General features: G+C 59.4%; 26 protein-coding genes and 1 pseudogene. 18 read left to right on the top strand and 9 right to left on the bottom strand.

The window, feature by feature from the left end; translation table 11 throughout:
* Window positions 1-100 precede the first annotated feature (100 nt).
* Complete coding sequence (locus tag J7413_RS18560; RefSeq protein WP_209100979.1) at window positions 101-718, top strand: chloramphenicol acetyltransferase; 618 nt, start codon at window positions 101-103, stop codon at window positions 716-718.
* A gap of 32 nt (window positions 719-750) precedes the next feature.
* Here the strand turns inward: J7413_RS18560 and J7413_RS18555 are convergent, their stop codons facing one another.
* On the bottom strand, window positions 751-1,932 hold the full coding sequence (locus J7413_RS18555; protein WP_209100978.1) for an alpha-D-ribose 1-methylphosphonate 5-triphosphate diphosphatase: 1,182 nt from the start codon (window positions 1,930-1,932) through the stop codon (window positions 751-753).
* 132 nt (window positions 1,933-2,064) lie between these two features.
* Window positions 2,065-2,778 (bottom strand): phosphonate metabolism transcriptional regulator PhnF, encoded by a 714-nt coding sequence (gene phnF, locus J7413_RS18550; protein WP_209100977.1) that lies wholly within the window; start codon window positions 2,776-2,778, stop codon window positions 2,065-2,067.
* 113 nt (window positions 2,779-2,891) lie between these two features.
* Here phnF and phnG point away from each other — a divergent pair, with 113 nt between their 5' ends.
* The 7 genes from phnG (at window position 2,892) to phnN (ending at window position 8,191) form a co-directional block, all read left to right on the top strand.
* Complete coding sequence (phnG, locus tag J7413_RS18545; protein ID WP_209100976.1) at window positions 2,892-3,335, top strand: phosphonate C-P lyase system protein PhnG; 444 nt, start codon at window positions 2,892-2,894, stop codon at window positions 3,333-3,335.
* Window positions 3,335-3,904: a phosphonate C-P lyase system protein PhnH gene (phnH, locus tag J7413_RS18540; protein ID WP_209100974.1), complete on the top strand. Its 570-nt coding sequence runs from the start codon at window positions 3,335-3,337 to the stop codon at window positions 3,902-3,904. Before phnG ends, phnH begins: the two co-directional genes overlap by 1 nt.
* Window positions 3,904-5,010, top strand: coding sequence for a carbon-phosphorus lyase complex subunit PhnI (locus tag J7413_RS18535; protein ID WP_209100972.1), 1,107 nt, complete (start codon window positions 3,904-3,906; stop codon window positions 5,008-5,010). The genes phnH and J7413_RS18535 overlap by 1 nt, the downstream gene beginning before the upstream one ends.
* A 243-nt stretch (window positions 5,011-5,253) precedes the next feature.
* On the top strand, window positions 5,254-6,123 hold the full coding sequence (locus J7413_RS18530; protein ID WP_209100970.1) for an alpha-D-ribose 1-methylphosphonate 5-phosphate C-P-lyase PhnJ: 870 nt from the start codon (window positions 5,254-5,256) through the stop codon (window positions 6,121-6,123).
* Window positions 6,120-6,890, top strand: coding sequence for a phosphonate C-P lyase system protein PhnK (phnK, locus tag J7413_RS18525; RefSeq protein WP_209100962.1), 771 nt, complete (start codon window positions 6,120-6,122; stop codon window positions 6,888-6,890). Before J7413_RS18530 ends, phnK begins: the two co-directional genes overlap by 4 nt.
* Before the next feature lie 57 nt (window positions 6,891-6,947).
* Window positions 6,948-7,637, top strand: a complete 690-nt coding sequence (gene phnL / locus J7413_RS18520; RefSeq protein WP_209100960.1) for a phosphonate C-P lyase system protein PhnL — start codon at window positions 6,948-6,950, stop codon at window positions 7,635-7,637.
* Window positions 7,637-8,191, top strand: coding sequence for a phosphonate metabolism protein/1,5-bisphosphokinase (PRPP-forming) PhnN (phnN, locus tag J7413_RS18515; protein WP_209100958.1), 555 nt, complete (start codon window positions 7,637-7,639; stop codon window positions 8,189-8,191). The genes phnL and phnN overlap by 1 nt, the downstream gene beginning before the upstream one ends.
* Here the strand turns inward: phnN and J7413_RS18510 are convergent.
* Complete coding sequence (locus J7413_RS18510; RefSeq protein ID WP_209100956.1) at window positions 8,173-8,856, bottom strand: DUF1045 domain-containing protein; 684 nt, start codon at window positions 8,854-8,856, stop codon at window positions 8,173-8,175. The two genes, phnN and J7413_RS18510, sit on opposite strands and share 19 nt — an antisense overlap.
* Window positions 8,857-8,908: 52 nt before the next feature.
* Here J7413_RS18510 and J7413_RS18505 point away from each other — a divergent pair, with 52 nt between their 5' ends.
* Window positions 8,909-10,054: an alpha-D-ribose 1-methylphosphonate 5-triphosphate diphosphatase gene (locus J7413_RS18505; protein ID WP_209100954.1), complete on the top strand. Its 1,146-nt coding sequence runs from the start codon at window positions 8,909-8,911 to the stop codon at window positions 10,052-10,054.
* Here J7413_RS18505 and J7413_RS18500 read toward each other — a convergent pair.
* From J7413_RS18500 to J7413_RS18490, 3 genes are read right to left on the bottom strand one after another with little or no spacing between them, the layout of a single operon-like run.
* The gene (locus J7413_RS18500) at window positions 10,051-10,533 is read right to left on the bottom strand and encodes an N-acetyltransferase (protein ID WP_209100952.1); all 483 of its coding nucleotides are present in this window, start codon (window positions 10,531-10,533) and stop codon (window positions 10,051-10,053) included. The two genes, J7413_RS18505 and J7413_RS18500, sit on opposite strands and share 4 nt — an antisense overlap.
* Before the next feature lie 48 nt (window positions 10,534-10,581).
* Complete coding sequence (locus J7413_RS18495; RefSeq protein ID WP_209100949.1) at window positions 10,582-10,968, bottom strand: VOC family protein; 387 nt, start codon at window positions 10,966-10,968, stop codon at window positions 10,582-10,584.
* A gap of 10 nt (window positions 10,969-10,978) precedes the next feature.
* Window positions 10,979-11,407 carry a helix-turn-helix domain-containing protein gene (locus tag J7413_RS18490; protein WP_209100941.1) on the bottom strand — a complete coding sequence of 143 codons (429 nt, stop codon included), beginning with the start codon at window positions 11,405-11,407 and terminating at the stop codon, window positions 10,979-10,981.
* Window positions 11,408-11,471: 64 nt separating this feature from the next.
* Between J7413_RS18490 and J7413_RS18485 the strand changes: the two genes are divergently transcribed.
* Window positions 11,472-11,963, top strand: a complete 492-nt coding sequence (locus J7413_RS18485; protein ID WP_209100939.1) for a DUF2938 family protein — start codon at window positions 11,472-11,474, stop codon at window positions 11,961-11,963.
* 70 nt (window positions 11,964-12,033) lie between these two features.
* Here the strand turns inward: J7413_RS18485 and J7413_RS18480 are convergent, their stop codons facing one another.
* Entirely contained in the window at window positions 12,034-13,632 is a 1,599-nt protein-coding gene (locus tag J7413_RS18480; protein ID WP_209086019.1) for a phosphoenolpyruvate carboxykinase, read from the bottom strand.
* Window positions 13,633-14,006: 374 nt separating this feature from the next.
* Between J7413_RS18480 and J7413_RS18475 the strand changes: the two genes are divergently transcribed.
* Genes J7413_RS18475 through J7413_RS18445 form a run of 7 tightly spaced genes read left to right on the top strand, consistent with a single transcriptional unit; the run spans window position 14,007 to window position 19,429 of the window.
* Window positions 14,007-14,708: a response regulator transcription factor gene (locus tag J7413_RS18475; RefSeq protein WP_209100938.1), complete on the top strand. Its 702-nt coding sequence runs from the start codon at window positions 14,007-14,009 to the stop codon at window positions 14,706-14,708.
* 33 nt (window positions 14,709-14,741) lie between these two features.
* Window positions 14,742-16,427 (top strand): sensor histidine kinase, encoded by a 1,686-nt coding sequence (locus J7413_RS18470; protein WP_209100936.1) that lies wholly within the window; start codon window positions 14,742-14,744, stop codon window positions 16,425-16,427.
* A gap of 24 nt (window positions 16,428-16,451) precedes the next feature.
* On the top strand, window positions 16,452-16,907 hold the full coding sequence (locus J7413_RS18465) for an HPr kinase/phosphatase C-terminal domain-containing protein (RefSeq protein WP_209100934.1): 456 nt from the start codon (window positions 16,452-16,454) through the stop codon (window positions 16,905-16,907).
* A gap of 9 nt (window positions 16,908-16,916) precedes the next feature.
* The gene (gene rapZ / locus J7413_RS18460) at window positions 16,917-17,840 is read left to right on the top strand and encodes an RNase adapter RapZ (RefSeq protein ID WP_209100932.1); all 924 of its coding nucleotides are present in this window, start codon (window positions 16,917-16,919) and stop codon (window positions 17,838-17,840) included.
* A complete protein-coding gene (locus J7413_RS18455) occupies window positions 17,837-18,229 on the top strand; it encodes a PTS fructose transporter subunit IIA (RefSeq protein ID WP_209100929.1) in 393 nt (130 codons plus the stop codon). Before rapZ ends, J7413_RS18455 begins: the two co-directional genes overlap by 4 nt.
* 13 nt (window positions 18,230-18,242) lie before the next feature.
* Window positions 18,243-18,512: an HPr family phosphocarrier protein gene (locus tag J7413_RS18450; RefSeq protein WP_209101038.1), complete on the top strand. Its 270-nt coding sequence runs from the start codon at window positions 18,243-18,245 to the stop codon at window positions 18,510-18,512.
* Between the two features lie 29 nt (window positions 18,513-18,541).
* Window positions 18,542-19,429, top strand: a complete 888-nt coding sequence (locus J7413_RS18445) for a lysophospholipid acyltransferase family protein (RefSeq protein ID WP_209100928.1) — start codon at window positions 18,542-18,544, stop codon at window positions 19,427-19,429.
* A 78-nt stretch (window positions 19,430-19,507) separates the two neighbouring features.
* Here J7413_RS18445 and J7413_RS18440 read toward each other — a convergent pair whose 3' ends face one another.
* Window positions 19,508-20,383 carry a 3-hydroxybutyryl-CoA dehydrogenase gene (locus J7413_RS18440; protein WP_209100927.1) on the bottom strand — a complete coding sequence of 292 codons (876 nt, stop codon included), beginning with the start codon at window positions 20,381-20,383 and terminating at the stop codon, window positions 19,508-19,510.
* Window positions 20,384-20,542: 159 nt separating this feature from the next.
* On the opposite strand from J7413_RS18440, the gene J7413_RS18435 reads away from it, so the two are divergent.
* Entirely contained in the window at window positions 20,543-21,370 is an 828-nt protein-coding gene (locus J7413_RS18435) for a DUF6473 family protein (protein ID WP_209100925.1), read from the top strand.
* 88 nt (window positions 21,371-21,458) lie between these two features.
* Here J7413_RS18435 and J7413_RS18430 read toward each other — a convergent pair.
* Window positions 21,459-21,575: pseudogene (locus tag J7413_RS18430) on the bottom strand (electron transfer flavoprotein subunit alpha/FixB family protein); the annotation flags it as partial.

Genomic DNA, 21,575 nt, shown 5'->3' with positions numbered 1-21,575 from the left:
GGCGAGGATATTTGGCGCAAGAGGAAGCGTGGTGGTTTTCCTCTTGCCAAAAATATCCCCGCCGGAGGCATAATACCTTTAAAAGACACAGGAGCCGCATATGGCCAAGCTCTCAGCAGAGACGCCGCTGATCCATCCTGACTGCATTTTGCATGACGCGACTTTTGGGCGTTATGTGGAAATTGGGCAGGGCAGCCGGATCATTTCGGCGCATTTTGACGATTATTCTTATTGTGATCGAATGGCGGAAGTGGCGAATGCCAGGATCGGTAAGTTTGCCAATATCGCCGCTTTCAGCCGGATCGGCGCAACAGATCACCCGATGGAAAATGCCTCGTTGCACCATTTTCTCTATCGCTCAGACGACTATTTTGACGATGCAGAACCGGATGCGGCGTTTTTTGCCCATCGCCAGAGCCGGGTGGCGACCATTGGCCATGACACATGGATTGGCCATGGCGCGATGATCAAGCCGGAGGTGACACTGGGCCATGGCTGCGTGGTGGCGAGTGGTGCGGTGGTGACCAAAGATGTGCCGCCGTACATGATTGTAGCGGGGATGCCCGCGACACCGCTGCGGCGACGGTTCAGCGAGAATGTGTCTGAGCGATTGATGGCGCTGGCGTGGTGGGACTGGGAGCACAGCCGCCTGCGCGCGGCGCTGACGGATTTTCGCGCGCTGAAGGCAGAGGCGTTTCTGGAGAAATACGGGGGCTGAGGCGTTACTCTCCCCCTCCCTGAGGCGGCGGGTTATTCCGCCGCCAGTTTTGTTTCGGAGGCCGCGTCAAAGAAGCGGTGGGCCACGTCGCCAGACAGATGGCTGATGCGCCCGCCCGCGATGGTGCCTTCAATCGCGTGGGTGTCCGGGTGAACAATGACGATATCGGCGCGCTGGCCCGGCGCGAGCGTGCCGCGATCGGTCATGTCCATGATTTTGGCGGCATTGGTGGAGATCATCGCCCAGGCGGAGGGCAGATCGCGCAAGCCGTCGTCCACCATGCGGAAGGCCGCCTTGGACAGGGCCGGGTAGTGATAATCAGACACCAGTGCATCACAGAGATCATCGGCCACAAGGCGCGCGGCCTGAATGTTGCCAGCCTGGCTGCCGCCGCGCACGATGTTGGGCGCGCCCATCACCACGTGATCGCCAACCGCTTTGGCCACGGCTGCCGCGCTGCGCGCGGTTGGGAACTCACACACCCGCGCACCAAGCACGGAATACCGCTCCCGCGTGTCGCCATCAGGATCGTCGTGACTGCCGTAGCGTACACCGATCCGGTCAAAGGCTTCGGCCAGCGCGCAGAGGTGACGCGGCACCTGCGGACTTTCGTCAAAGGCGGCGTGGACCAGCGCCAGATGCTCTTGTGGGGTGCGCCCGGCACCTTTTGCCCAATGGGCCAGCGCTTCTGGATTGACGCGTGACAGATAGAGCGCTTCTTCGAGGTGGTTGTTGAACACCACATAGTCGACGTTGTGCTGTTCCACCGCTGCAATCAGGCGATCACGGGTGTGGACCGTATGGGTCTCGCAACGGATCTGAATGCGCAGGTCGGTCTGGGCGTGCGGGCGGTAGGCGTCCAGTGCCGCCAGCAGGTTTTCCGCCGCATCCGGGCCACGGTGGCCGCCTTCCCAACTCCAACTTTGCGCAAGCCACGCCGTGGTCACGCCGTTTGCGGCCGCATCGCGATCGGTGCCGCGCAGGCCCATGGCGACAGGGAAAGGCGCGCTGGGGCGTGGCGCGATGTGGCGTTCAAATGCATCGCCGTGCAGGTCGATGATGCCCGGCATCAACAGATAGCCGGACAGGTCAACTTCGGGCAGCGCATGATCGACAATGTGACCTTCGGAAAACGCCAGAGCGGTGTCCTGCAAAGCGCCGTCACGAAGGACTTGTGCGCCCGTCAGGCGCAAAGAGAGAGGAGAACTGGACATAAGAATGCTCTTGTGGGTGTTTTTGCTCTCTCTAAGCCTGTTATGTGTCGGCTGCGTGACGTTGGGGGATGAAATCCGTAAAAAACCACGTTTGCGCGTTTTTCTGCCATCGGTGGCTACAGATCGGGCAGGTTATTCGGTCAGCGTGAGGGTGACGCGGTCACCGGCAAACCAGGTGATGCCATATTCCACTGGCGTGCCTTCGGGGTCGATGTTGATGGCTTTGGTGCGCAGGACGGGATCCCCCTCTGCGATGCGCATGTGCAAGGCTTCGGTTGCGCTGGCGCGGCGGGCTGTCAGACGGGTGGAGGCGCGTGTGTAATCGGCGACGCCATTTTCCTTGAGCGCGGCGGTGACAGAGCGCAGGCGTGAGAGCTGGGCGGGCAGATCAGGGAAACGCGCGGCGGGGAAGACGCTTTTAAAGAGTGCAATTGGGTTGCCATCAGCGAGGGACAGGCCGTCATAGACATGGACGTCTGCGCCCTCAGGCAGCGCGAGGGCGCTTGCTTCTGCCGCATCTGCGCTGCGGGTTTCAAGATGCAGCACTTCTTTGCCCGGCAAGCGACCAGCCTGTTCGAGGTTGCGGTGAAATCGCACGCGTTTGCCGATGGCATAGTCGGTGGGAACCTGCGCGACAAAGACGCCAGCGCCGCGCCGCGCGTGTACCAAGCCGTTGTCCGCCAGCGATTTTAGTGCGTGGCGCACGGTGTGGCGGTTGACGCCAAAGCGGCCAGAGAGCTCGGCCTCGGTGGGCAGCTTGTCGCCTGGACCATAGCGGCCCTCTGCGATGTCTTCGGTCAGGGTGCTGGCGATGGATTGCCAGATCGGGGTGCGTTTGGCGCTCATGTTGCGGTCTCTGTCATGAAAACTTCATGGGGGGACGGATTGCGCGACTCGCGATGTGTCGCTAGGATTTGTCTAGTTGTATAGGAAAATAGACAAATCGACAAGGTGTCTAGATGACCGCAGAAAATCAAAGACGCGCCTGGATGTCGCTGCTCGCCAAAGCGCCCGCAGACCGGCTTTTGGCGCTTTGGCAAGAGCATGGCGCCGCGCCAGCCTTTCACTGGCTGCGTGCGCCAGAAATAGGCGCGACCATGGTGCGTGGACGCCTTGGCGGCACGGGTGCGCCTTTCAACCTCGGGGAGATGACGCTGACCCGCTGCGCGTTGCAGCTGGAGAGCGGGGAGGTCGGCCATGGCTATGTGCAGGGGCGTGACAAGCAGAAGGCAGAGATTGCCGCGCTGGTGGATGCGCTGATGCAGGGGCCAGAGGCGGCGGCGGTGGAAGTCGCGATCCTGAAGCCGCTGGGCGATGAGCTTGCAGAGGCCAAGACCACACGTGCGGAAAAGGCGGCGGCCACAAAGGTGGATTTCTTCACCATGGTGCGGGGAGAGGACTGATGAACGCAGATGTTCTGAAAGGCGGATTTGCCGATGCGCCGGTCGATGCGGCGCATGCGTTTCGCGCGGCGATGAATGTGATGGCGCGGCCCGGCACCGTTGAAAGGCTGAAGGGGGCTGTGCCACCTGCGCCGTTATCGACGGCGGCGGGCACGCTGATCCTGACGCTCTGTGATCCGGACACGCCGCTGCATCTGGCAGGAGACTTTGATTGCCAAGCGGTGCGGGATTGGGTCGCATTCCACGTAGGTGCTCCGATTGTCGGTGCAGACAGCGCGATGTTTGCTGTGGGCGATTGGGAGAGCCTTGCGCCGCTCAGCCGCTTTGCGATTGGCACGCCGGAATATCCGGATCGCTCTGCCACGCTGATTGTGGAGCGTGAGGCGCTTGCACAGGAAGGCGCAACATTGCGGGGGCCGGGCATCAAAGAGACGGCTGAGATGGCTCTGCCGGAAACAGAGGCGTTTCAGATGAACGCGCTGCTGTTCCCGCTGGGGCTCGATTTCTTCTTCACCTGCGGGGATCAGGTCTCCGCGCTGCCAAGAACAACGAAAGTGGAGGCGGCCTGATGTATGTTGCAGTGAAAGGCGGCGAACGCGCGATTGACAATGCGCATGCGTGGTTGGCCGAAGAGCGGCGTGGTGATCTGAGTGTGGCGGAACTGTCCGTTGCGCAGATCCGCGAGCAGCTGAGCCTTGCGGTGAACCGGGTGATGGCTGAGGGATCGCTTTATGATCCGGATTTGGCCGCACTTGCGATCAAGCAGGCGCGCGGTGATATGATTGAGGCGATTTTCCTCATTCGCGCTTACCGCACCACATTGCCACGTTTTGGCGCATCCCTGCCGGTGCAAACCGAAGAGATGGCCTGTGATCGCCGGGTTTCCGCAACCTTCAAGGATGCGCCGGGTGGGCAGGTCTTGGGGCCGACGTTTGATTACACCCACCGCCTGCTGGATTTTGCTCTGGCCGCTGAGGGGGAAACACCGGTGGTGGAGCGTGGCGAAGCGCGCGCAGAGCCGACGCCGCATATCACGGAGTTTCTGAACAAAGAGGGGCTGATCCAGACAGAGGTCAGCTCGGAAGAAACGCCGGGGGATTTGACGCGAGAGCCGCTGGAGCTGCCCGCAAACCGCCCGCTGCGCCTGCAGGCGCTGACGCGGGGCGATGAGGGGTTTGTGCTGTCGATGGCCTACTCCACGCAGCGGGGCTATGCGCGCAACCACGCTTTTGTGGGGGAGCTGCGCATCGGCAAGGTTGCGGTGGAGATGGAGATCCCGGAGCTGGGATTCGCCATTGAGATTGGCGAAATTGAGCTGACCGAATGTGAGACGGTGAACCAGTTTCAGGGCTCCAAAACCGAGCCGCCGCAGTTCACGCGCGGCTATGGGCTGGTGTTTGGCCAGTCTGAGCGTAAGTCGATTTCCATGGCGCTCGTAGACCGCGCGCTGCGCTGGCAGGAGCTGGGCGAAGACAACCTCGGCGCGCCTGCGCAGGATGAAGAGTTTGTGCTCTATCACTCCGACAACATTCAGGCGACGGGGTTTTTGGAGCACATCAAGCTGCCGCATTACGTGGATTTCCAATCTGAACTGGAGTTGATCCGCAAGCTGCGCCGTGAGGCGATGGAAAATGTGGCATCAGATCAAGCGCCTGTGCAGGAGGCGGCGGAATGAAGCTTGGGTGCGTAAACAGAGAGGAGCGCGCCCGAGCCTGGGTGGGCGCTTTGACACGTCGTGTTGGTGATAGTTCAGCCGCCATGCGCGCCAACGCAGGTGATGTGCAGAACGGCGCAATGCGCCCTCCCGTGGGGAGGGTCGGGCGCGGTCCGTGCCTGCGGCACGCACTCCGGGTGCCATATCTTATCGTCGGCAAACCACATGCACGCAATTTAGGGCTTACCTTGAGAGGGCCAGAACATGTCTGACTACAACTTTGCCTATCTGGATGAGCAGACCAAGCGGATGATCCGCCGGGCGATCCTCAAGGGGCTGGCGATCCCGGGCTATCAGGTGCCTTTTGCCAGCCGAGAGATGCCGATGCCTTATGGCTGGGGCACGGGGGGCGTGCAGGTCTCTGCCGCGACGCTGACGCCGGATGATACGCTGAAGGTGATCGACCAAGGCGCGGATGACACCACGAATGCGGTCTCAATCCGCAAGTTCTTTGAAAAGACCGCAGGTGTGGCCACCACAGAGGAAACCGCGCAGGCGAGTGTCATTCAGACCCGCCACCGCATTCCCGAAGAGTCGCTGCGCGAGGATCAGATTCTGGTTTATCAGGTGCCGATCCCGGAACCGCTGCGCTTTCTGGAGCCGTCTGAGGTGGAAACCCGCAAGATGCACAGCCTTGAGGAATATGGCCTCATGCATGTGAAGCTCTATGAGGACATTGCCAAACATGGGGCGATTGCCACCTCTTATGCCTATCCGGTGAAGGTGGAGGGCCGTTATGTGATGGATCCGAGCCCGATCCCGAAGTTTGACAATCCGAAGATGGAAATGGCGGCGATCCAGCTGTTTGGCGCGGGGCGTGAGCAGCGGATCTATGCGCTGCCGCCCTATTGCCAAGTGGTGAGCCTTGATTTTGAGGATTTCCCCTTTGAGGCCAGCAAGGCCGACCACCCCTGTGACATGTGTGGTGCCGAGGACAGCTATCTGGATGAGGTCATCATGGATGATGCGGGCAACCGGATGTTTGTCTGTTCTGACACCGACTATTGCGCCAGCCGCCGTGCCGCCGGGCACGTGGGCGCGCAGGCCGCAGCCCTTGAGGAGACCGCCGCATGACGCCGCTTCTGAAAGTTGAAAACATCAGCAAATACTATGGCAACCGTATTGGCTGCCAGAATGTGAACTTTGATCTCTACCCCGGAGAGGTCATGGGGATTGTTGGGGAGAGTGGTTCTGGGAAGTCCACTTTGCTCAACTGCCTTGCCGGTCATCTGAGCCCGGAGACGGGCGAGGTGCTGTTTGAGATGCGCGATGGTGCGATGCGGGATACGGTCACCATGAGTGAGCCGGAACGGCGTATGCTGAGCCGCACGGACTGGGCTTTTGTGCATCAGCATGCCCGGGATGGGTTGCGCATGAATGTGAGCGCAGGCGGCAATGTGGGTGAGCGGCTGATGGCCGTGGGCGCACGCCATTACGGCAACATCCGCGCAGAGGCGATTGACTGGTTGGGTCGTGTGGAGATCAACGAGGGTCGCGTGGATGACCGCCCGACGCAGTTTTCCGGCGGGATGCAGCAGCGCCTGCAGATTGCGCGCAATCTGGTGACTGGGCCGCGGTTGGTGTTCATGGATGAACCAACGGGCGGGCTTGATGTCTCTGTGCAGGCGAGGCTCTTGGATCTGTTGCGCGGATTGGTGCGCGAAATGGGGCTGAGCGCCATCATCGTGACCCATGATCTGGCGGTGGTGCGTTTGCTCGCGGATCGGCTGATGGTGATGAAGGATGGCCATGTGGTGGAGACTGGGCTGACAGACCAGGTGCTGGATGATCCGCAACATGCCTACACGCAGCTGCTGGTCAGTTCCGTTCTACAAGTTTGACAGGTTGGGGGCTGTCTGCCCCCAAACCCCCGAGGATATTTGGGAATGAGAAATCAGATGATTGAAATTAAAGATCTGAGCAAGACCTTCACCCTGCACAATCAGGGCAGCGCGGTGATCCCGGTGATGGATGGGGCCAACCTGAGTGTGGCCCGGGGGGAGTGCGTCGCGTTGACCGGGGCATCTGGTGCGGGGAAATCCACCCTGATGCGGATGATTTATGGCAACTACCTGGCCGCGGGTGGGTCTATCGTCGTGGATGGCGTGGATGTGGTGCAGGCCGAGCCGCGTGAGATCCTGGCGCTGCGGCGTGAGGTTTTGGGCTATGTGAGCCAGTTTCTGCGGGTGGTGCCACGGGTGCCAACGCTGGATGTGGTGGCGGAGCCCTTGCTGGCTGTGGGTGTTGAGGCCGAGGCGGCGCGGGACCGCGCGCGGGATTTGCTGACCCAGCTGCGCATCCCGGAGCGGCTCTGGCAGCTGAGCCCGACGTCCTTCTCTGGTGGGGAGCAGCAGCGGGTAAACATAGCGCGCGGCTTTGCCCATACTTACCCGGCGATGCTTTTGGATGAGCCGACAGCCTCACTGGATGCCACGAACCGTGCCACGGTGCTGGGGCTGATTGAGGAGGCCAAGGCACGTGGGGCGGCGATTGTCGGGATTTTCCACGATGAGGCGGCGCGTGATCAGGTCTGTGACCGCGAGATTGATGTCTCCGTCTTTACCCCTGGCCTGCAGGGAGCAGCGTGATGGGACACACGGCGTTGCCTGTGCGGGTTGTGGGGGTCGTGGGGCCTTCGGGCGTGGGCAAGGACACGGTGATGGAGGCCATGGCGGCGGCGCGTGCTGATGTGGTCTTGGCGCGCCGGGTGATCACGCGGGCAGCAGGCGCGGGTGGCGAGAACTCCATCGGTGCCACAGATGCGGAGTTTGATGCGCTGGTGGCGCAGGATGCTTTTGCGCTTTGGTGGCCCGCACATGGGCTGCGTTATGGCGTGCCGCGTGAGGCGCTTCAGCAGGCGGGCGCGCGGATTGTTCTGGTGAATCTGTCCCGTGGCGTGCTGGATCAGGCGCGGGCGGCGTTTGAGGATTTTGCCGTGCTTTCGCTGACTGCAGATGTGGAGACGCTGGCGCAACGGCTGGCGGCGCGGGGACGGGAGACAGAAGCGGAGATTGCCGGCCGTCTGGCCCGGGCTGGCGTGTCACGCCCCGCGGGGGCAGATGTGGTGGAAGTTGCCAATGATGGCGCGCTGGCGGCCACGGTGGCCGCCGCGCTTGAGGCGCTTCAACCGGTGAGGGCGTAGCGTTGGATTTCGTGAAACATCTGGCTGTCGTCTTCGCCCACCAGGGTCAGGCTGCTCACCACAAAGGGCTGTGGCAAAAGCGGTGTGATGTGGGGCAGAAGCGCGGCCTGGGTTTCCTCGGCGTCTTTGCCAAGCCGGCCCGTGAGCGTGATGTGGAAGCGAAATTCCTCCATCACGTAAGGGTATCCCCATTGCGCCAGCAGCGCTTCCTGCGCAGGCGAGAGGTTTGCCTGACGGCGACGCGCCAGTTCGGCGTCAGAGGGGGAGCGGCGGAACATGTCGAGCTCTTTGACCGCGCGCGCGGCCAGTGCGGCCAGTGGGGTTTGATCCCCGTCGATTTTCAGCGCCAGAAAGCTGCCGAGGCGGGACAGGGTCAAGCCGGGCAGCGTGACGGGGGCCAGCGTGGCGCAGAGCGCGGCCAGCGCCTCTTGCAGGGCGTCTGGGCTTTGGCCTTCCGCCAAAAAGAAGGGCGGCTTGATGGTGCCGTGCAGCCCGTATTTGCGCGGGGTGGCGGTGATCTCTTCCACGGGACGCGGAAGGCCCGCGATCTCTGGATGCGCGCGGCGTTCGCCCGTCACCGGATCCCAGCCCAGCCATTGGGCGCCAAAATCTGCCAGAGCGCCGGGCTCTGGCGTGTAATAAATGCCGTATCGTTTGAACTGCATGTTGCCTCTTTCAACCTTTTGACAGCGAATGCCAAAAATGCGTGACACCCACATGACACAAGAGATGATCCTTGCAAATGCCACCCTTGTTTTGCCCAACGAGACCGTGACCGGCTCCGTTGTGGTGCGCGATGGGGTGATTGTAGAGATGGACCAGGGCGCGGCGGTGCCTGCTGGGGCGGAGGATTGCGAGGGCGACTTTGTTGCGCCGGGGCTGATTGAGCTGCACACTGACAATCTCGAGCGTCACATGCGCCCCCGCCCCAAGGTGGACTGGCCGCATCAGGCTGCGATTGTGGCCCATGACGCAGAGCTGGCGAGCGTGGGCATCACCACGGTGTTTGACGCGCTGCGCATCGGCTCGATCCTGTCTGATCCCAATAAGAGATATGGCAAATATGCACGGGTGGTGGCCGATGAGCTGCTGTCGATGCGCGACAGTGGCGGGCTTCGGATCAGCCACCATCTGCATCTGCGGGCGGAGACCTGTTCTGAGACGTTGATTGAAGAGTTGGCGGAGTTTGGGCCGGAGGACCGCATCGGGATCGTGAGCCTGATGGATCACACGCCGGGGCAGCGCCAGTTTCAGGATGTGAGCAAGTTTGAGAGCTATATTCGCGGCAAATACGCCATGGATGCAGAAGGGTTTGAGGAATACGTCGCCTTTCTGCATGGGCTGCACGACAAGCTTGGGAAAGCGCATGAGGAGGCCACTGTGGCGGAGGCCAAGCGCTTTGGCGCGGTGCTGGCGAGCCATGATGACACCACGGTGGCGCAGGTGGCGACCTCGGCGGGCTATGGCATTCATCTGGCGGAGTTCCCAACCACGGTGGAGGCAGCGCGCGCCAACCATGCCCATGGCATTGCCAATATCATGGGCGGGCCGAACCTTGTGCGTGGCGGCAGCCATTCGGGCAATGTGGCGGCGATCGAGCTGGCGGAGCTTGGCTTGCTGGACATCATTTCCTCAGACTATGTGCCGTCCTCCCTGCTTTTGGGTGCGGTGATGCTGGGGCAGACCTGGGGCGATATGGCTAAGGGGCTGCACACGGTGACAGCGGCACCTGCGAAATATACCAACCTGACTGATCGTGGGCGTCTGGAGGTGGGCTTGCAGGCGGATATGATCCGGTTCCGGCTGACTGAGGGCGTGCCGTCCTTGCGCGCGGCGTGGCACAAAGGGGTGCGCTCTGCCTAGAGCTTTGCGAAGGCGGGTGCGTAGGAGACTGCAAATGGGGTTTTCAGCGCGCCTGCCGCAAGTTCCAGCGCCATGAAATAAGGGCCTGCGAATTGGTTGGTGAAGTCTTTGGCGAGATCTACGGAATAGCCAAAGCGGCTGTAGTAGGCCGGATTGCCCAGAACGAAGCTGGCTTGCCAGCCTTCCCTCTGCGCTTGTGCAAGCCCGTGGCGAACAAGCGCTGCGCCGATGCCTTGTTTCTGATGGTCTGGTGAAACGGACAGCGGGCCAAGACCCAACGTGCGCACCGGGGCGGCCATCGGGGAGAACAGGACATGGCCGATGATCTGGTCCTTGTCTTCAGCGATAAGCGAGATCGCTGCATCACCATCCGCGCGCAGCATGTCGATAAGACGCGCCTCTTCCGGCTGGCCAAAGGCGGCTTCGGTCAGGCTATGGATGGCGTCGATATCGGCTGAAGTTTCAGGGCGGATGTGCATTTTGCGTGCCTTTGGGAAAGAGCGGGTGGTGCGCAGGGACTGCGCATCCTACGGATTTGTAGTGAAGAGAGCGAGTTTGTTGCCTTGGGGATCACGCAGGTAGGCGACATAAAAGTTGTCGCTGTAGGCGTCGCGGAAACCGGGCGCGCCGTCATCTGTGCCGCCCTCGGATAGGGCGGTGGCGTGCAGATCACGCACCTGCTGTTGGCTGTTTGCCTGAAAGGCTACCATCGTGCCATTGCCTGCGGAGGCAGGTGCGCCGTTGAATGGGGATTTGATATAGAAGTCCGGGGACGTTGGCGGCTCGCCCGGTGGGATATAGCTGAGATCGCCGTGGTAGTGCTCGAGCCGATAGCCGAGGGCGGGCAGGAACGCAGAATAGAAGCGTTCTGCGGCAGGGATATCGTCTGCGCCGATGGTGATATAGGCGATCATATCTGGGCCTCTATGCTTGAATAAGGGTGTTTGAAGAGTCGTCTCTGTATTCTATCGCGGCTTTGAGCAAAGCCTGAAATCGGGGACATTCCAAGTGAGACGGCGCGGTGCATGCCGCGACGTGATCCAGCAACTCTGCGGTGGCCAGCAGTTCTTCAGCCTGAGATCGGAGGCTTTTTGCTTGCGTCTTCAGGTTTTGACGGTTCAGTTCCAGTTTGCCACCGGAGGCGTGCAACAGGGACGAGATTTCTTCCAAGGAATACCCCGCGCGTTGCCCCAGCGCGATCAGGGCGAGGCGCGTGAGAACGGAGTCGTCATATTCCCGGCGCAAACCGCGCCGCCCGTCAGAGGTGATCAGCCCGCGTTTCTCATAATAGCGCAGTGCGGAGGCCGACACGCCACTGCGTTTTGCGACCTCTGAAATATCGAGACGGTACATCTTGACTTAAACCTCGCTTCAACTTGCAAAAACTCTGCGGGATTCTTCACAGAAAGGAAAGAAAATGAATTTCGCGGAGTTGCTCGGTTTTGGAACGTCGGTGGGTCTTGGGGCGACGGTTTTTATGGATGTCGTCGCTGTTCTGCGTCAGGGCTTGTCTGGAACAAACGGCTTTTATTGTCTTGTTGGACGCTGGATCGGGTCGCTGCCAAGATCGGGCTTTGCACATGACGACATTCGCAAGTCAGAGGCTATTTCTGGTGAGGCTTTGCTTGGGTGGAGCGCGCACATCTTGATGGGTGTGGTCTTTGGTGTTTGTTTTGTCCTGCTTTTCGACACGACCGTCTCAAGCGCCATTCTTGGCGTGCAAAGTGTTGGGTTCGGACTGGGGACGGTTCTCGTGCCGTGGCTCATCTTTCAGCCGCTCTTTGGATGGGGGGTTGCGGTCTCAAATACCCCTGATCCTTGGAGGCTGCGATTGAGAAGCGTGATCACGCACGGTGTTTTTGGGGTGGGACTCTTTGTGAGCGCACTCGCACTCAGGCCGTTGTTCTGAAAACACGCACCAAGAAACAAAAAGCCCCGCGTCTGAACGCGGGGCCTTCGAATTTGGGGTGGGTTGTCGCTTAGCCGATGGCGGCGGCTTTCACGTCTGCGTCGATGTAAGGCAGGTATTGCTCGAAGTTGTCGGCAAACATGCCCACCAGCTTGGCGGCCTGTGCGTCATAGGCGTCTTTGTCCGCCCATGTGCCGCGTGGGTCGAGCAGGCTGTCGTCTACGCCCGGCACAGAGACGGGCACTTCGAAGCCGAAGTTGGCGTCTTTGCGGAATTCCACATGGTTCAGGGAGCCGTCGAGCGCTGCGGTGAGCAGGGCGCGGGTGGCTTTGATCGGCATGCGGGAGCCGGTGCCATAGGCGCCGCCGGTCCAGCCGGTGTTCACCAGCCAGCAGGTGGTGCCGAATTCGGCAATCTTCTGGCGCAGCAGGGCACCGTAGGCTTCTGGGCGACGTGGCATGAACGGCGCGCCGTAGCAGGTGGAGAAGGCCGGGGTTGGCTCGGTCAGACCACGCTCGGTGCCCGCCATTTTGGCGGTGAAGCCGGACAGGAAGTGGTATTCTGCCTGCGCCGGGGTCAGACGTGCGATCGGAGGCAGGATGCCGAAGGCGTCGCAGGTCAGCATGATCACGTTTTTGGGGTGACCGCCAAGGCCGTTGTCGGAGGCGTTCGGGATCGACTCCAGTGGATAGGCGCAGCGCATGTTTTCGGTGAGGCTCTTGTCCTCAAAGTCGAGCTCTTTGGTCTCTTCGTCATAGACCATATTCTCGATCACGGTGCCAAACATCTTGGTGGTGGCGTAGATCTCCGGCTCAGCTTCGGGGTTCAGGCCGATGGTCTTGGCATAGCAGCCGCCCTCAAAGTTGAAGGTGCCACGGTCAGACCAGCCGTGCTCGTCATCGCCAATCAGCGTGCGGTTTGGATCGGCGGAGAGCGTGGTCTTGCCGGTGCCGGAGAGACCGAAGAAGATCGCTGCATCCACAGGGTTGTCTTTGGCGTGGTTGGCGGAACAGTGCATCGGCATGATGCCTTTTTCCGGCAGCAGGTAGTTCAAGAGGCCAAAGACGGATTTCTTGTTTTCACCAGCATATTCGGTGTTGCCGATCAGGATCATCTTCTTCTCGATGTTGACCGCGATCACGGTCTCAGAGCGGCAGCCGTGCTTGGCCGGGTCGGCCTTGAAGCTTGGGCAGTTGATGATGGTGTAATCAGCCACAAACTGATCCAGCGCATCGCGGTCAGGGCGGCGCAGCAGGTGACGGATGAAGAGGTTGTGCCAAGCCAGCTCGTTCACAACGCGCACGTTGATGGCGTGGGTCGGATCGGCACCGGCGGTGAGATCCTGGACGAAGTAGTCGCGGCCTTTCATGTGCTCCAGCATGTCGGCATGCAGGCGGTCAAAGGCGTCGCTGGCCATCTCGTGGTTGTTTTCCCACCAGATGGTGTCTTCGGTCATCGGGGTGCGCACGGTGAACTTGTCTTTGGGCGAGCGGCCGGTGAACTCGCCGGTGCTCACAAGGAAGGTGCCGCCATTGCCCAGCGTGCCTTCGTTGCGCTTCAGAGCATGCTCAATCAGCGCGGGCTCCATAAAGTTGTAATAGACATTGCCCAGACCTTCGATCCCTTGATCTTGCAGGCGGAATTGCGGGTTTACCCGTCCAAATGTCATTTCTTACACTCCTGTAGCCGCGCGGTTTTGGCGGCGATCTTTAATGAACTTGAGGGGGCAATAATCTTGCGCGACCACCGTCTCCTCGGCGTTGTCCGTCGGTCTTAACATGAGGATTTATTGGAAGAACAGGACGCTTTGGCATAGTTAGCGCAACCAAATTCAGGTTAGCGCAACCAAGTGTTCCGATCGGAACATTGTTGGGCTGTTTGTCTCTGAAAGTGAGACAATTTAGCCATTGGTTAGCGATTTTGCGGCCTAATAAGTCCGGTTTGAGACCCGAATCGCACTTTTGCGTTGATTGCCGGTACGTGAGATGCGCATAATGTCTAAAAAATTAGGCATAAAATAAGAGCAGTAAGAGGATCCGTCCGATGTCAAGAATTGCCCTCGTGGACGACGACAGAAACATTTTGACGTCGGTTTCAATCACCCTTGAGGCCGAGGGTTTTGAAGTCGAGACCTATAATGATGGCCAGCAGGCGCTGGACGCATTCAACAAGAAACTTCCCGACATGGCTGTGCTGGATATCAAAATGCCGCGCATGGATGGCATGGATCTGTTGCAACGGCTGCGTCAGAAAACCACGATGCCTGTGATTTTTCTGACCTCCAAGGATGATGAGATCGACGAAGTTCTGGGTCTGCGCATGGGCGCGGATGACTACGTCAAGAAACCGTTCAGTCAGCGCCTTCTGGTGGAGCGCATTCGTGCCCTGCTCCGCCGTCAGGAAGCTGTGGACGGTGACATCGTGGGTGACACCGAAGACACCAAAATTATGGAACGCGGCGATCTGACGATGGATCCGCTGCGCCATTCCGTGAGCTGGAAAGGCAAGGACGTGACATTGACTGTCACTGAGTTCTTGCTGTTGCAGGCGCTTGCGCAGCGCCCCGGTTTTGTAAAGAGCCGAGACCAGCTGATGGATGTCGCCTATGACGACCAGGTCTATGTGGACGACCGTACCATTGACAGCCATATCAAACGCTTGCGCAAGAAGATGCGTACCGCGGATTCGGATTTTTCCGCGATTGAGACGCTGTATGGCATTGGCTATAGGTACAACGAAGAGTAACGACGTAAGGCCGAAAGGACCGACGTGCGAGACATGGCGCAAGGGCGGGACGGGGACGTTGTTTTGGGTGACGATTGGGTCGCGCCTGAAGCCCGTGCCGAAAGAGAAATGCGAGGTCGGCGTGACCGTCGCCGGCTGTTGCCGCTGAGCAAATCGCCTCTCACGCGGAAAATCATCACGTTTAACCTGATCGCGCTGTGCGTTCTGGTCGCGGGTATCCTGTATCTCAACAGTGCGCGCGACAGTTTTGCTGTGCAGCGGGCGTCTGGGCTTGTCACTGAGGCGCGGTTGATAGCTGGGGCTTTTGAAGCGCAGCTTCCGGCGGGGGCGCCGGTCAATCTTGCGACAAATGACGGTGTGGATGTTGCGGCCACTTTGCAAAAGTTGCCGCTGCAGACCGGCACAAGTGTGACTGTATTTGACACGGCCCCCAATGTGGTGGGCGCGAATGAGGGCAGCGCGTCAGCCTCTGCGGCTGATGATTTTGCCGAGCGTCCAGATGGCACGCCCCTGACATCTGCGCTGAGCCGTCTTTGGGACGCGGTGGTGGGATCAAGTGAGCCCACAGCCCCACGTGGTGCAGGGTTGCAAGAAAAACTACTGGTGTTGGCCCAGGAAGCGGTGACTGGGGAAGAACGCCTGGTGACGTTGACGGATATGTCTGGTGATCGTGTCTTTGCGATGGCGGTGCCGATCCGACAGGGGGCGCAGGTGGTTGGTGCCGTGACGCTGACCAGTGCGTCTGGTGAACTTGATGACATGGTCAGCTCTGAGCGGGAACGCGTGCTGCAGATGTTTTTGATCGCGATTGTGGTGTCCGTCGGATTGTCGATGGTGCTGGCCTCGACGATTTCCAACCCGCTGTCTGATCTGGCGGCTGCGGCCGAGCTTGGCGGTGACAAAGACAACCGCAAGGTCAATCCGGGGCGCGTGCGCATTCCCGATCTTACGGCGCGGCCTGATGAAATTGGCCGTTTGTCCGGCGCGCTGCGCGGCATGGTTTCTGCGCTTTATGAGCGTATCGACAGCAACGAACAATTTGCGGCCGACGTGGCCCACGAGATCAAGAACCCCTTGGCGTCGCTGCGTTCGGCGGTGGGATCGCTGCGGGTTGTAAAAAAAGATGAGCATCGCGAGAAATTGCTGAACGTGATCGAACATGATGTGCGTCGTCTGGACCGTTTGGTGAGCGATATTTCCAATGCGTCGCGGCTTGATAGCGAGCTGGTCAAAGAAGAAGAAGAGACCTTCGATCTGTTGGTGATGATTGGCAATCTGGCGCAGTATCTGAGCGAAGATGCCAAATCAAAGAGCATCGATTTTATCGCCGACCTGCCGGAGGGGCCGATTGACATTCATGGGCTTGAAGCGCGTTTGGCGCAGGTGTTTGTCAATCTGATCACCAATGCGATCAGTTTCTGTGAAGAGGGTGACGCGATCCGGATTTGGGTGCGGCGGCGTGAAAACCGCGTGCTGGTGGTGGTGGAAGACACCGGGCCAGGCATTCCTGAGCAGTCCCTGAACAAGATCTTCAACCGTTTCTATTCCCATCGGCCCGAGTCGCAGTTTGGCAACAACTCTGGTCTTGGTCTCGCGATTTCCAAACAGATCGTCGAAGCCCATGGCGGTGTGATCTGGGCCGAAAACATTCGCCCCACGGATGCGGATGTGACCTCTGAGCCGTTGGGCGCGCGCTTTGTTGTTGGCCTGCCGGTCTGAGCTATGGAGCAGGCGCGCAGCAATATGGTGAGCGCATCAACAGACCAATCGAAAGGGCAAGCAGACGAAGTCTTGCTGCACGGATCCTGTGTGGCAGATGCGGGGCGGGCTGTGTTCATCCGGGGGGCATCCGGGCGCGGAAAATCCTCTCTGTCGCTTCAGTTGATGGCTTATGGTGCGATGCTGGTTGCGGATGACCAAACGCTTGTGCGGCAGGCCGGAGACGGACTTTGGGTGCGTGCGCCAGACACCACACGTGGGCTTGTCGAAGCGCGTGGGGTCGGTATCTTACGTGCGGAGACAGAGCTGCAGGCCCGTTTGCAACTGGTTGTGGATTTGGATCAGATAGAGATGGATCGTTTGCCGCACCCGCGCGAGGCGCATATTCTGGGCAAGCCGGTCCCTTTGCTCTGGGGGGTGGATGCCCCTTATTTTGCGGCGGCGATTTTGCAGATGCTGCGCCATGGTCGAAACGCTTAAGGACGGAACATGCCCGCCTCTGAGAACACTTATCCACTTGTTTTGCTGACCGGGCCATCTGGCGCTGGACGTTCAACCGCGATCAAAGCGCTGGAGGATGTTGGGTTCGAAACCATCGACAACCTGCCGCTGGGACTGCTTGAGCGGTTGCTGTCCGGTGAGCCATTGTGCCAGCCGATGGCGCTGGGCCTGGATGTGCGAAACCGCGACTTTTCTCGGGACGCTTTGCTGTCTGCGATGGACATCGCGCGCGCGATTCCGAATGCTGCGGCGGATCTTCTTTATCTGGATTGTCGCGCAGACGTGCTGCGCCGGCGGTACAATGAGACGCGTCGCAACCACCCGATGGCGCGACAGGAAGATCCCACCGAAGGCATTGACCGTGAACTGTCGCTGCTGAGTGGATTGCGCAACCATGCGGATGTCTTGATCGACACGTCTGAACTGAGCCCGCACGAGTTGCGACAGGCGGTACAGGGGCGCTTTTCACAGTTGAGCGATCAGGCGATCGGGCTGACGATCACATCGTTCAGCTATAAGCGGGGCTTGCCGCAGGGCGCCGATATCGTGATTGATTGCAGATTTCTGCACAATCCGCACTGGCAGGAAGATCTGCGCGCGTTGGATGGCGGGGACGCCGCTGTTGGCGCCTATGTCGCTGAAGATCCGGGATTTGCCCCCTTCATGACAACAGCGCAGCAGATGATTGATGGGGTATTGCCTGGATATATCCGCGAAGGGCGCAGCCATTTAATGATTGCGTTTGGGTGTACGGGGGGCAAACATCGCTCTGTCTTTGTCACCGAAACGATGGCCGAATCCCTTGCAAACAGGGGCTGGCAGGTGTCTATAAGGCATCGCGAGCTTAATCGGTTTGCCTCGCTGCCTGCCCGCAGACCGATTTGCCAGGAAGATGGGGAAAGAACAGTTTGATCGGAATAGTCATCGTCGCACATGGCGGGTTGGCCAAAGAGTATCTGGCCGCCATGGAGCATGTGGTCGGCGCACAGGGTGCTGTTGCGGCCATAACGATTGAGGCCGATCACGATCGCCCCCAGAAACAGCGTGAAATTTGTGAGGCTGCCGACGCCGTTGATCGCGGCGATGGCGTGGTGATTGTCACCGATATGTTTGGGGGATCGCCGTCCAATTTGAGTCTGCGCGCCTGTGCGCCGAGCAATCGTCGCATTCTCTATGGTGCAAATTTACCAATGTTGATCAAATTGGCCAAAAGCCGCCATTTAGATGTGGCCGAGGCCGTGCGCGCTGCGCTAGAGGCCGGTCGCAAGTATATTGACAGCCAAAATATTCAAGCAGGGTAGTGACATGAGCCAGATTGTCCAACGCACGATGCAGATCGTGAACGAAAAAGGGCTGCACGCGCGGGCCTCCGCCAAGCTTGTTGAAGTTGTCGAAGGATTTGACGCCACCGCAGAAGTCGCGAAGGATGGCTTGAGTGCAGGTGGGGACAGTATTATGGGTTTGCTGATGTTGGCGGCCTCCAAAGGCACCAGCATTGACGTAGAAACCAGCGGGCCAGATGCTTTGGCCTTGGCCGACGCCATTGAGGCGCTTGTCGCAGACAAGTTCGGCGAAGGCTTTTAATCGGGCCGCGGTGGCACAGGAAGACGGACTTGGTAGACACAGTGCCAGAGGCGCAGGTTAACAAACCTGCCAGCGAAACCGACGGTCATATCTATGATCGGCGCACGTTGACGTATGCCAATTCTTTTGATGACCGTTGGACGGCCTTCGCCATTCGCGCCATCGAATGGTTCACAGGCAAGCTGACTGTGTTGCGCATGGTCAATAAGTTTGAGCGCAGCACCGAGCAGTATCGTGGCCAAAATTTCTGGCGTGGTGCGCTGAATGTCATGGGCATTGATCTGACCACCCCGCTGGAGCAGCTGGATAATATTCCGACAGACGGCCCTGTGGTTGTGGTTGCCAACCATCCCCATGGTATGGTGGACGGCATGATTTTTGCCGACCTGATCGGACGGGTGCGCCAGGACTATCGCATCTTGACGCGTTCCGTATTGACGGGACTGGATGAGACCGCCTCCAGTTTTATGATCCCGGTGCCGTTCCCGCATGATCCTGACGCACAGCGCAAGATGGTTGAGATGCGCGGGAAAGCGATGGCGCATCTGAAAGAGGGGGGCGTTGTCGCGCTTTTCCCATCCGGGGTGGTGATGAGCTCTGACACTTGGTTTGGCCCGGCGATTGAGCGGGAATGGAATGTGTTCACAGCACAGATGATCCGCCGGTCTGGTGCGCGCGTCGTGCCGATTTTCTATCCGGGGCAAAACAGCCGTGCCTATCAAATTGCCAACAAGATTTCACCGATTTTGCGGCAGGGCCTGCTGTTGCACGAGATCGTGCGCTCTTGTCACAAGCCGCAGAAACCGGTGGTTGGCAAGCCTTTGACGGATGAACAGATGGAACGCCTGCACACGGATCCGCGTGGTTTTATGGCGTGGCTGCGCCAGCATACACTGGATCTGGGCAAGGGCGCATAAAGCGCGATTTATCCACTTGTTGATGTTAGGCGCGAAGGGAGATCCTCGCGCCTTTTTTTGTGGATCACACTGTGTGGATCAGCGAGTCGGAACCGGTGTTTCGCCACGGTAGTCATAAAAGCCGCGCTTGGTTTTGCGACCCAGCCAGCCCGCTTCGACATATTTGGTGAGCAGCGGGCAGGGGCGGTACTTGGTGTCTGCAAGGCCGTCGTGCAGCACGTTCATGATCGCAAGGCAGGTGTCCAGACCGATGAAGTCTGCGAGTTCCAGTGGCCCCATCGGATGGTTTGCACCCAGCTTCATGGCGTTGTCGATGGAGGCGACGTTGCCCACGCCTTCATAGAGCGTGTAGCAGGCTTCGTTGATCATTGGGATCAGGATGCGGTTCACGATGAAGGCCGGGAAGTCTTCGGCGCTGGCGGCAGTTTTACCAAGACGCTCCACGATGTTCAGACAGGCTTTATAGGTGGGCTCATCGGTGGCGATGCCGCGGATCAGCTCGACCAGTTGCATCATCGGAACAGGGTTCATGAAGTGGAACCCCATGAAACGCTCTGGCCGGTCCGTGCGGCTGGCGAGACGTGTGATAGAGATCGATGAGGTGTTTGACGTGAGAATCGTATGTGGTGCGAGATGCGGCTTCAGGGTGTCAAAGATCTGATGTTTGATCTCTTCTCGTTCCGTCGCGGCTTCGATGACCAGGTCGGTGGTGCCAAGGTCCGGCAGTTTCAGCGTGGTGTTGATGCGGCCCATGGCGTCGGCCTTTGCATCGGCGGAAATCTTCTCACGGCTGACCTGCCGCTCTAGGTTTTTGTCGATGCGCGCGACTGCGGCGTCCAGCGCATCCTGATTGATGTCATTGAGCAGCACATCATATCCCGAAAGCGCCATAACATGTGCGATGCCGTTGCCCATTTGGCCCGCGCCAACGACGCCAATCGTTTTGATGTCCATCTCATTATCCTCTCTGAGCTCTGCGCAGACTTTATGCCTGCCTCCGCAACAGCCGCAAGGGGGAGGAGTCGCTAAAACTTATGTCAAAGGCGCGCATTAGCCTTTTAGCAAGAGCTTTGCGCGATTCTCCCAAACGGGTGAGAAAATTAGGGTGAGATTATGTCTTACGAGAAGATGGATGGCGGTGCGCTGGAGTACGAGCCCTGTCATTATGGCGAGTCGCGGCTGATGTTTCGCGGGCCACAGAAATCGTTGGATGATCCGTATGTCGCATTTATTGGCGGGACGGAAACCTACGGGAAATTTGTGCAGCAGCCGTTTGTGGAGATCGTCGATCAGACACTGCCGCTTACATGTGTGAATTTGGGCTATGTGAACGCTGGCATAGACGCCTTTCTGGCTGAGCCATCGGTTTTGGAGATGGCGCAAAGGGCTGAGGTGACCGTGGTTCAGGTCATGGGCGCGCAGAATATGTCCAACCGGTATTACAAGGTGCATCCGCGCCGCAACGATCGGTTTATTGGCGCCTCCAATATGATGCAGATGGTGTTTAACGAAATCGATTTTAGCGAGTTTCATTTTACGCGTCATATGTTGGGCACGCTGTGCGCCCGCACGCCGGATCGCTATTCCATGGTCCGCGATGAGTTGCGGATGGCGTGGAGCGCACGGATGAAGCTTTTGCTCAATACCATTGGTGGCAAAGTGGTGCTGTTGTGGGTCGCCGATCACGCGCCTGAGACTGCGCTTGGCACCAGTGGGCTGGGGCCGGACCCTCTGTTTGTGGACCGACTGATGATCGAAGAGCTGCGGCCTTTGGTGGAAGACGTGGTTGAAGTTGTGTTGAGCGAAGACGCTTTGGCGCAAGGCGTGGAGGGGATGGCGTTTGGCACGTTGGAGCGTGGGGCCGCGCAACGCATGCTGAGCGTCAAAGCCCATGAGGAGACCGCTGCGGCCGTGTCTGAGAGCCTGAAGGCGCTTGTGTAAGGCGCAGGTCTTCGGAGAACAGACCGAAGTACTGACAAAAAAGGCCCGCCAAAGTGGCGGGCCTTTCTGTGTCTGTGTGCTGTCCAGCTTATCCGAGTTTTTCGGTGAGGGCTGGAACGGCGTCAAAGAGGTCTGCGACGAGGCCGTAGTCTGCCACCTGGAAGATTGGGGCTTCTTCGTCTTTGTTGATCGCGACGATGATCTT

The sequence above is a fragment of the Shimia sp. R10_1 genome (assembly GCF_017744095.1).
Lineage (GTDB): Bacteria > Pseudomonadota > Alphaproteobacteria > Rhodobacterales > Rhodobacteraceae > Shimia.
Note: the sequence above shows the minus strand (reverse complement) of the source record. Positions and strands in the feature narration are given on the sequence as shown.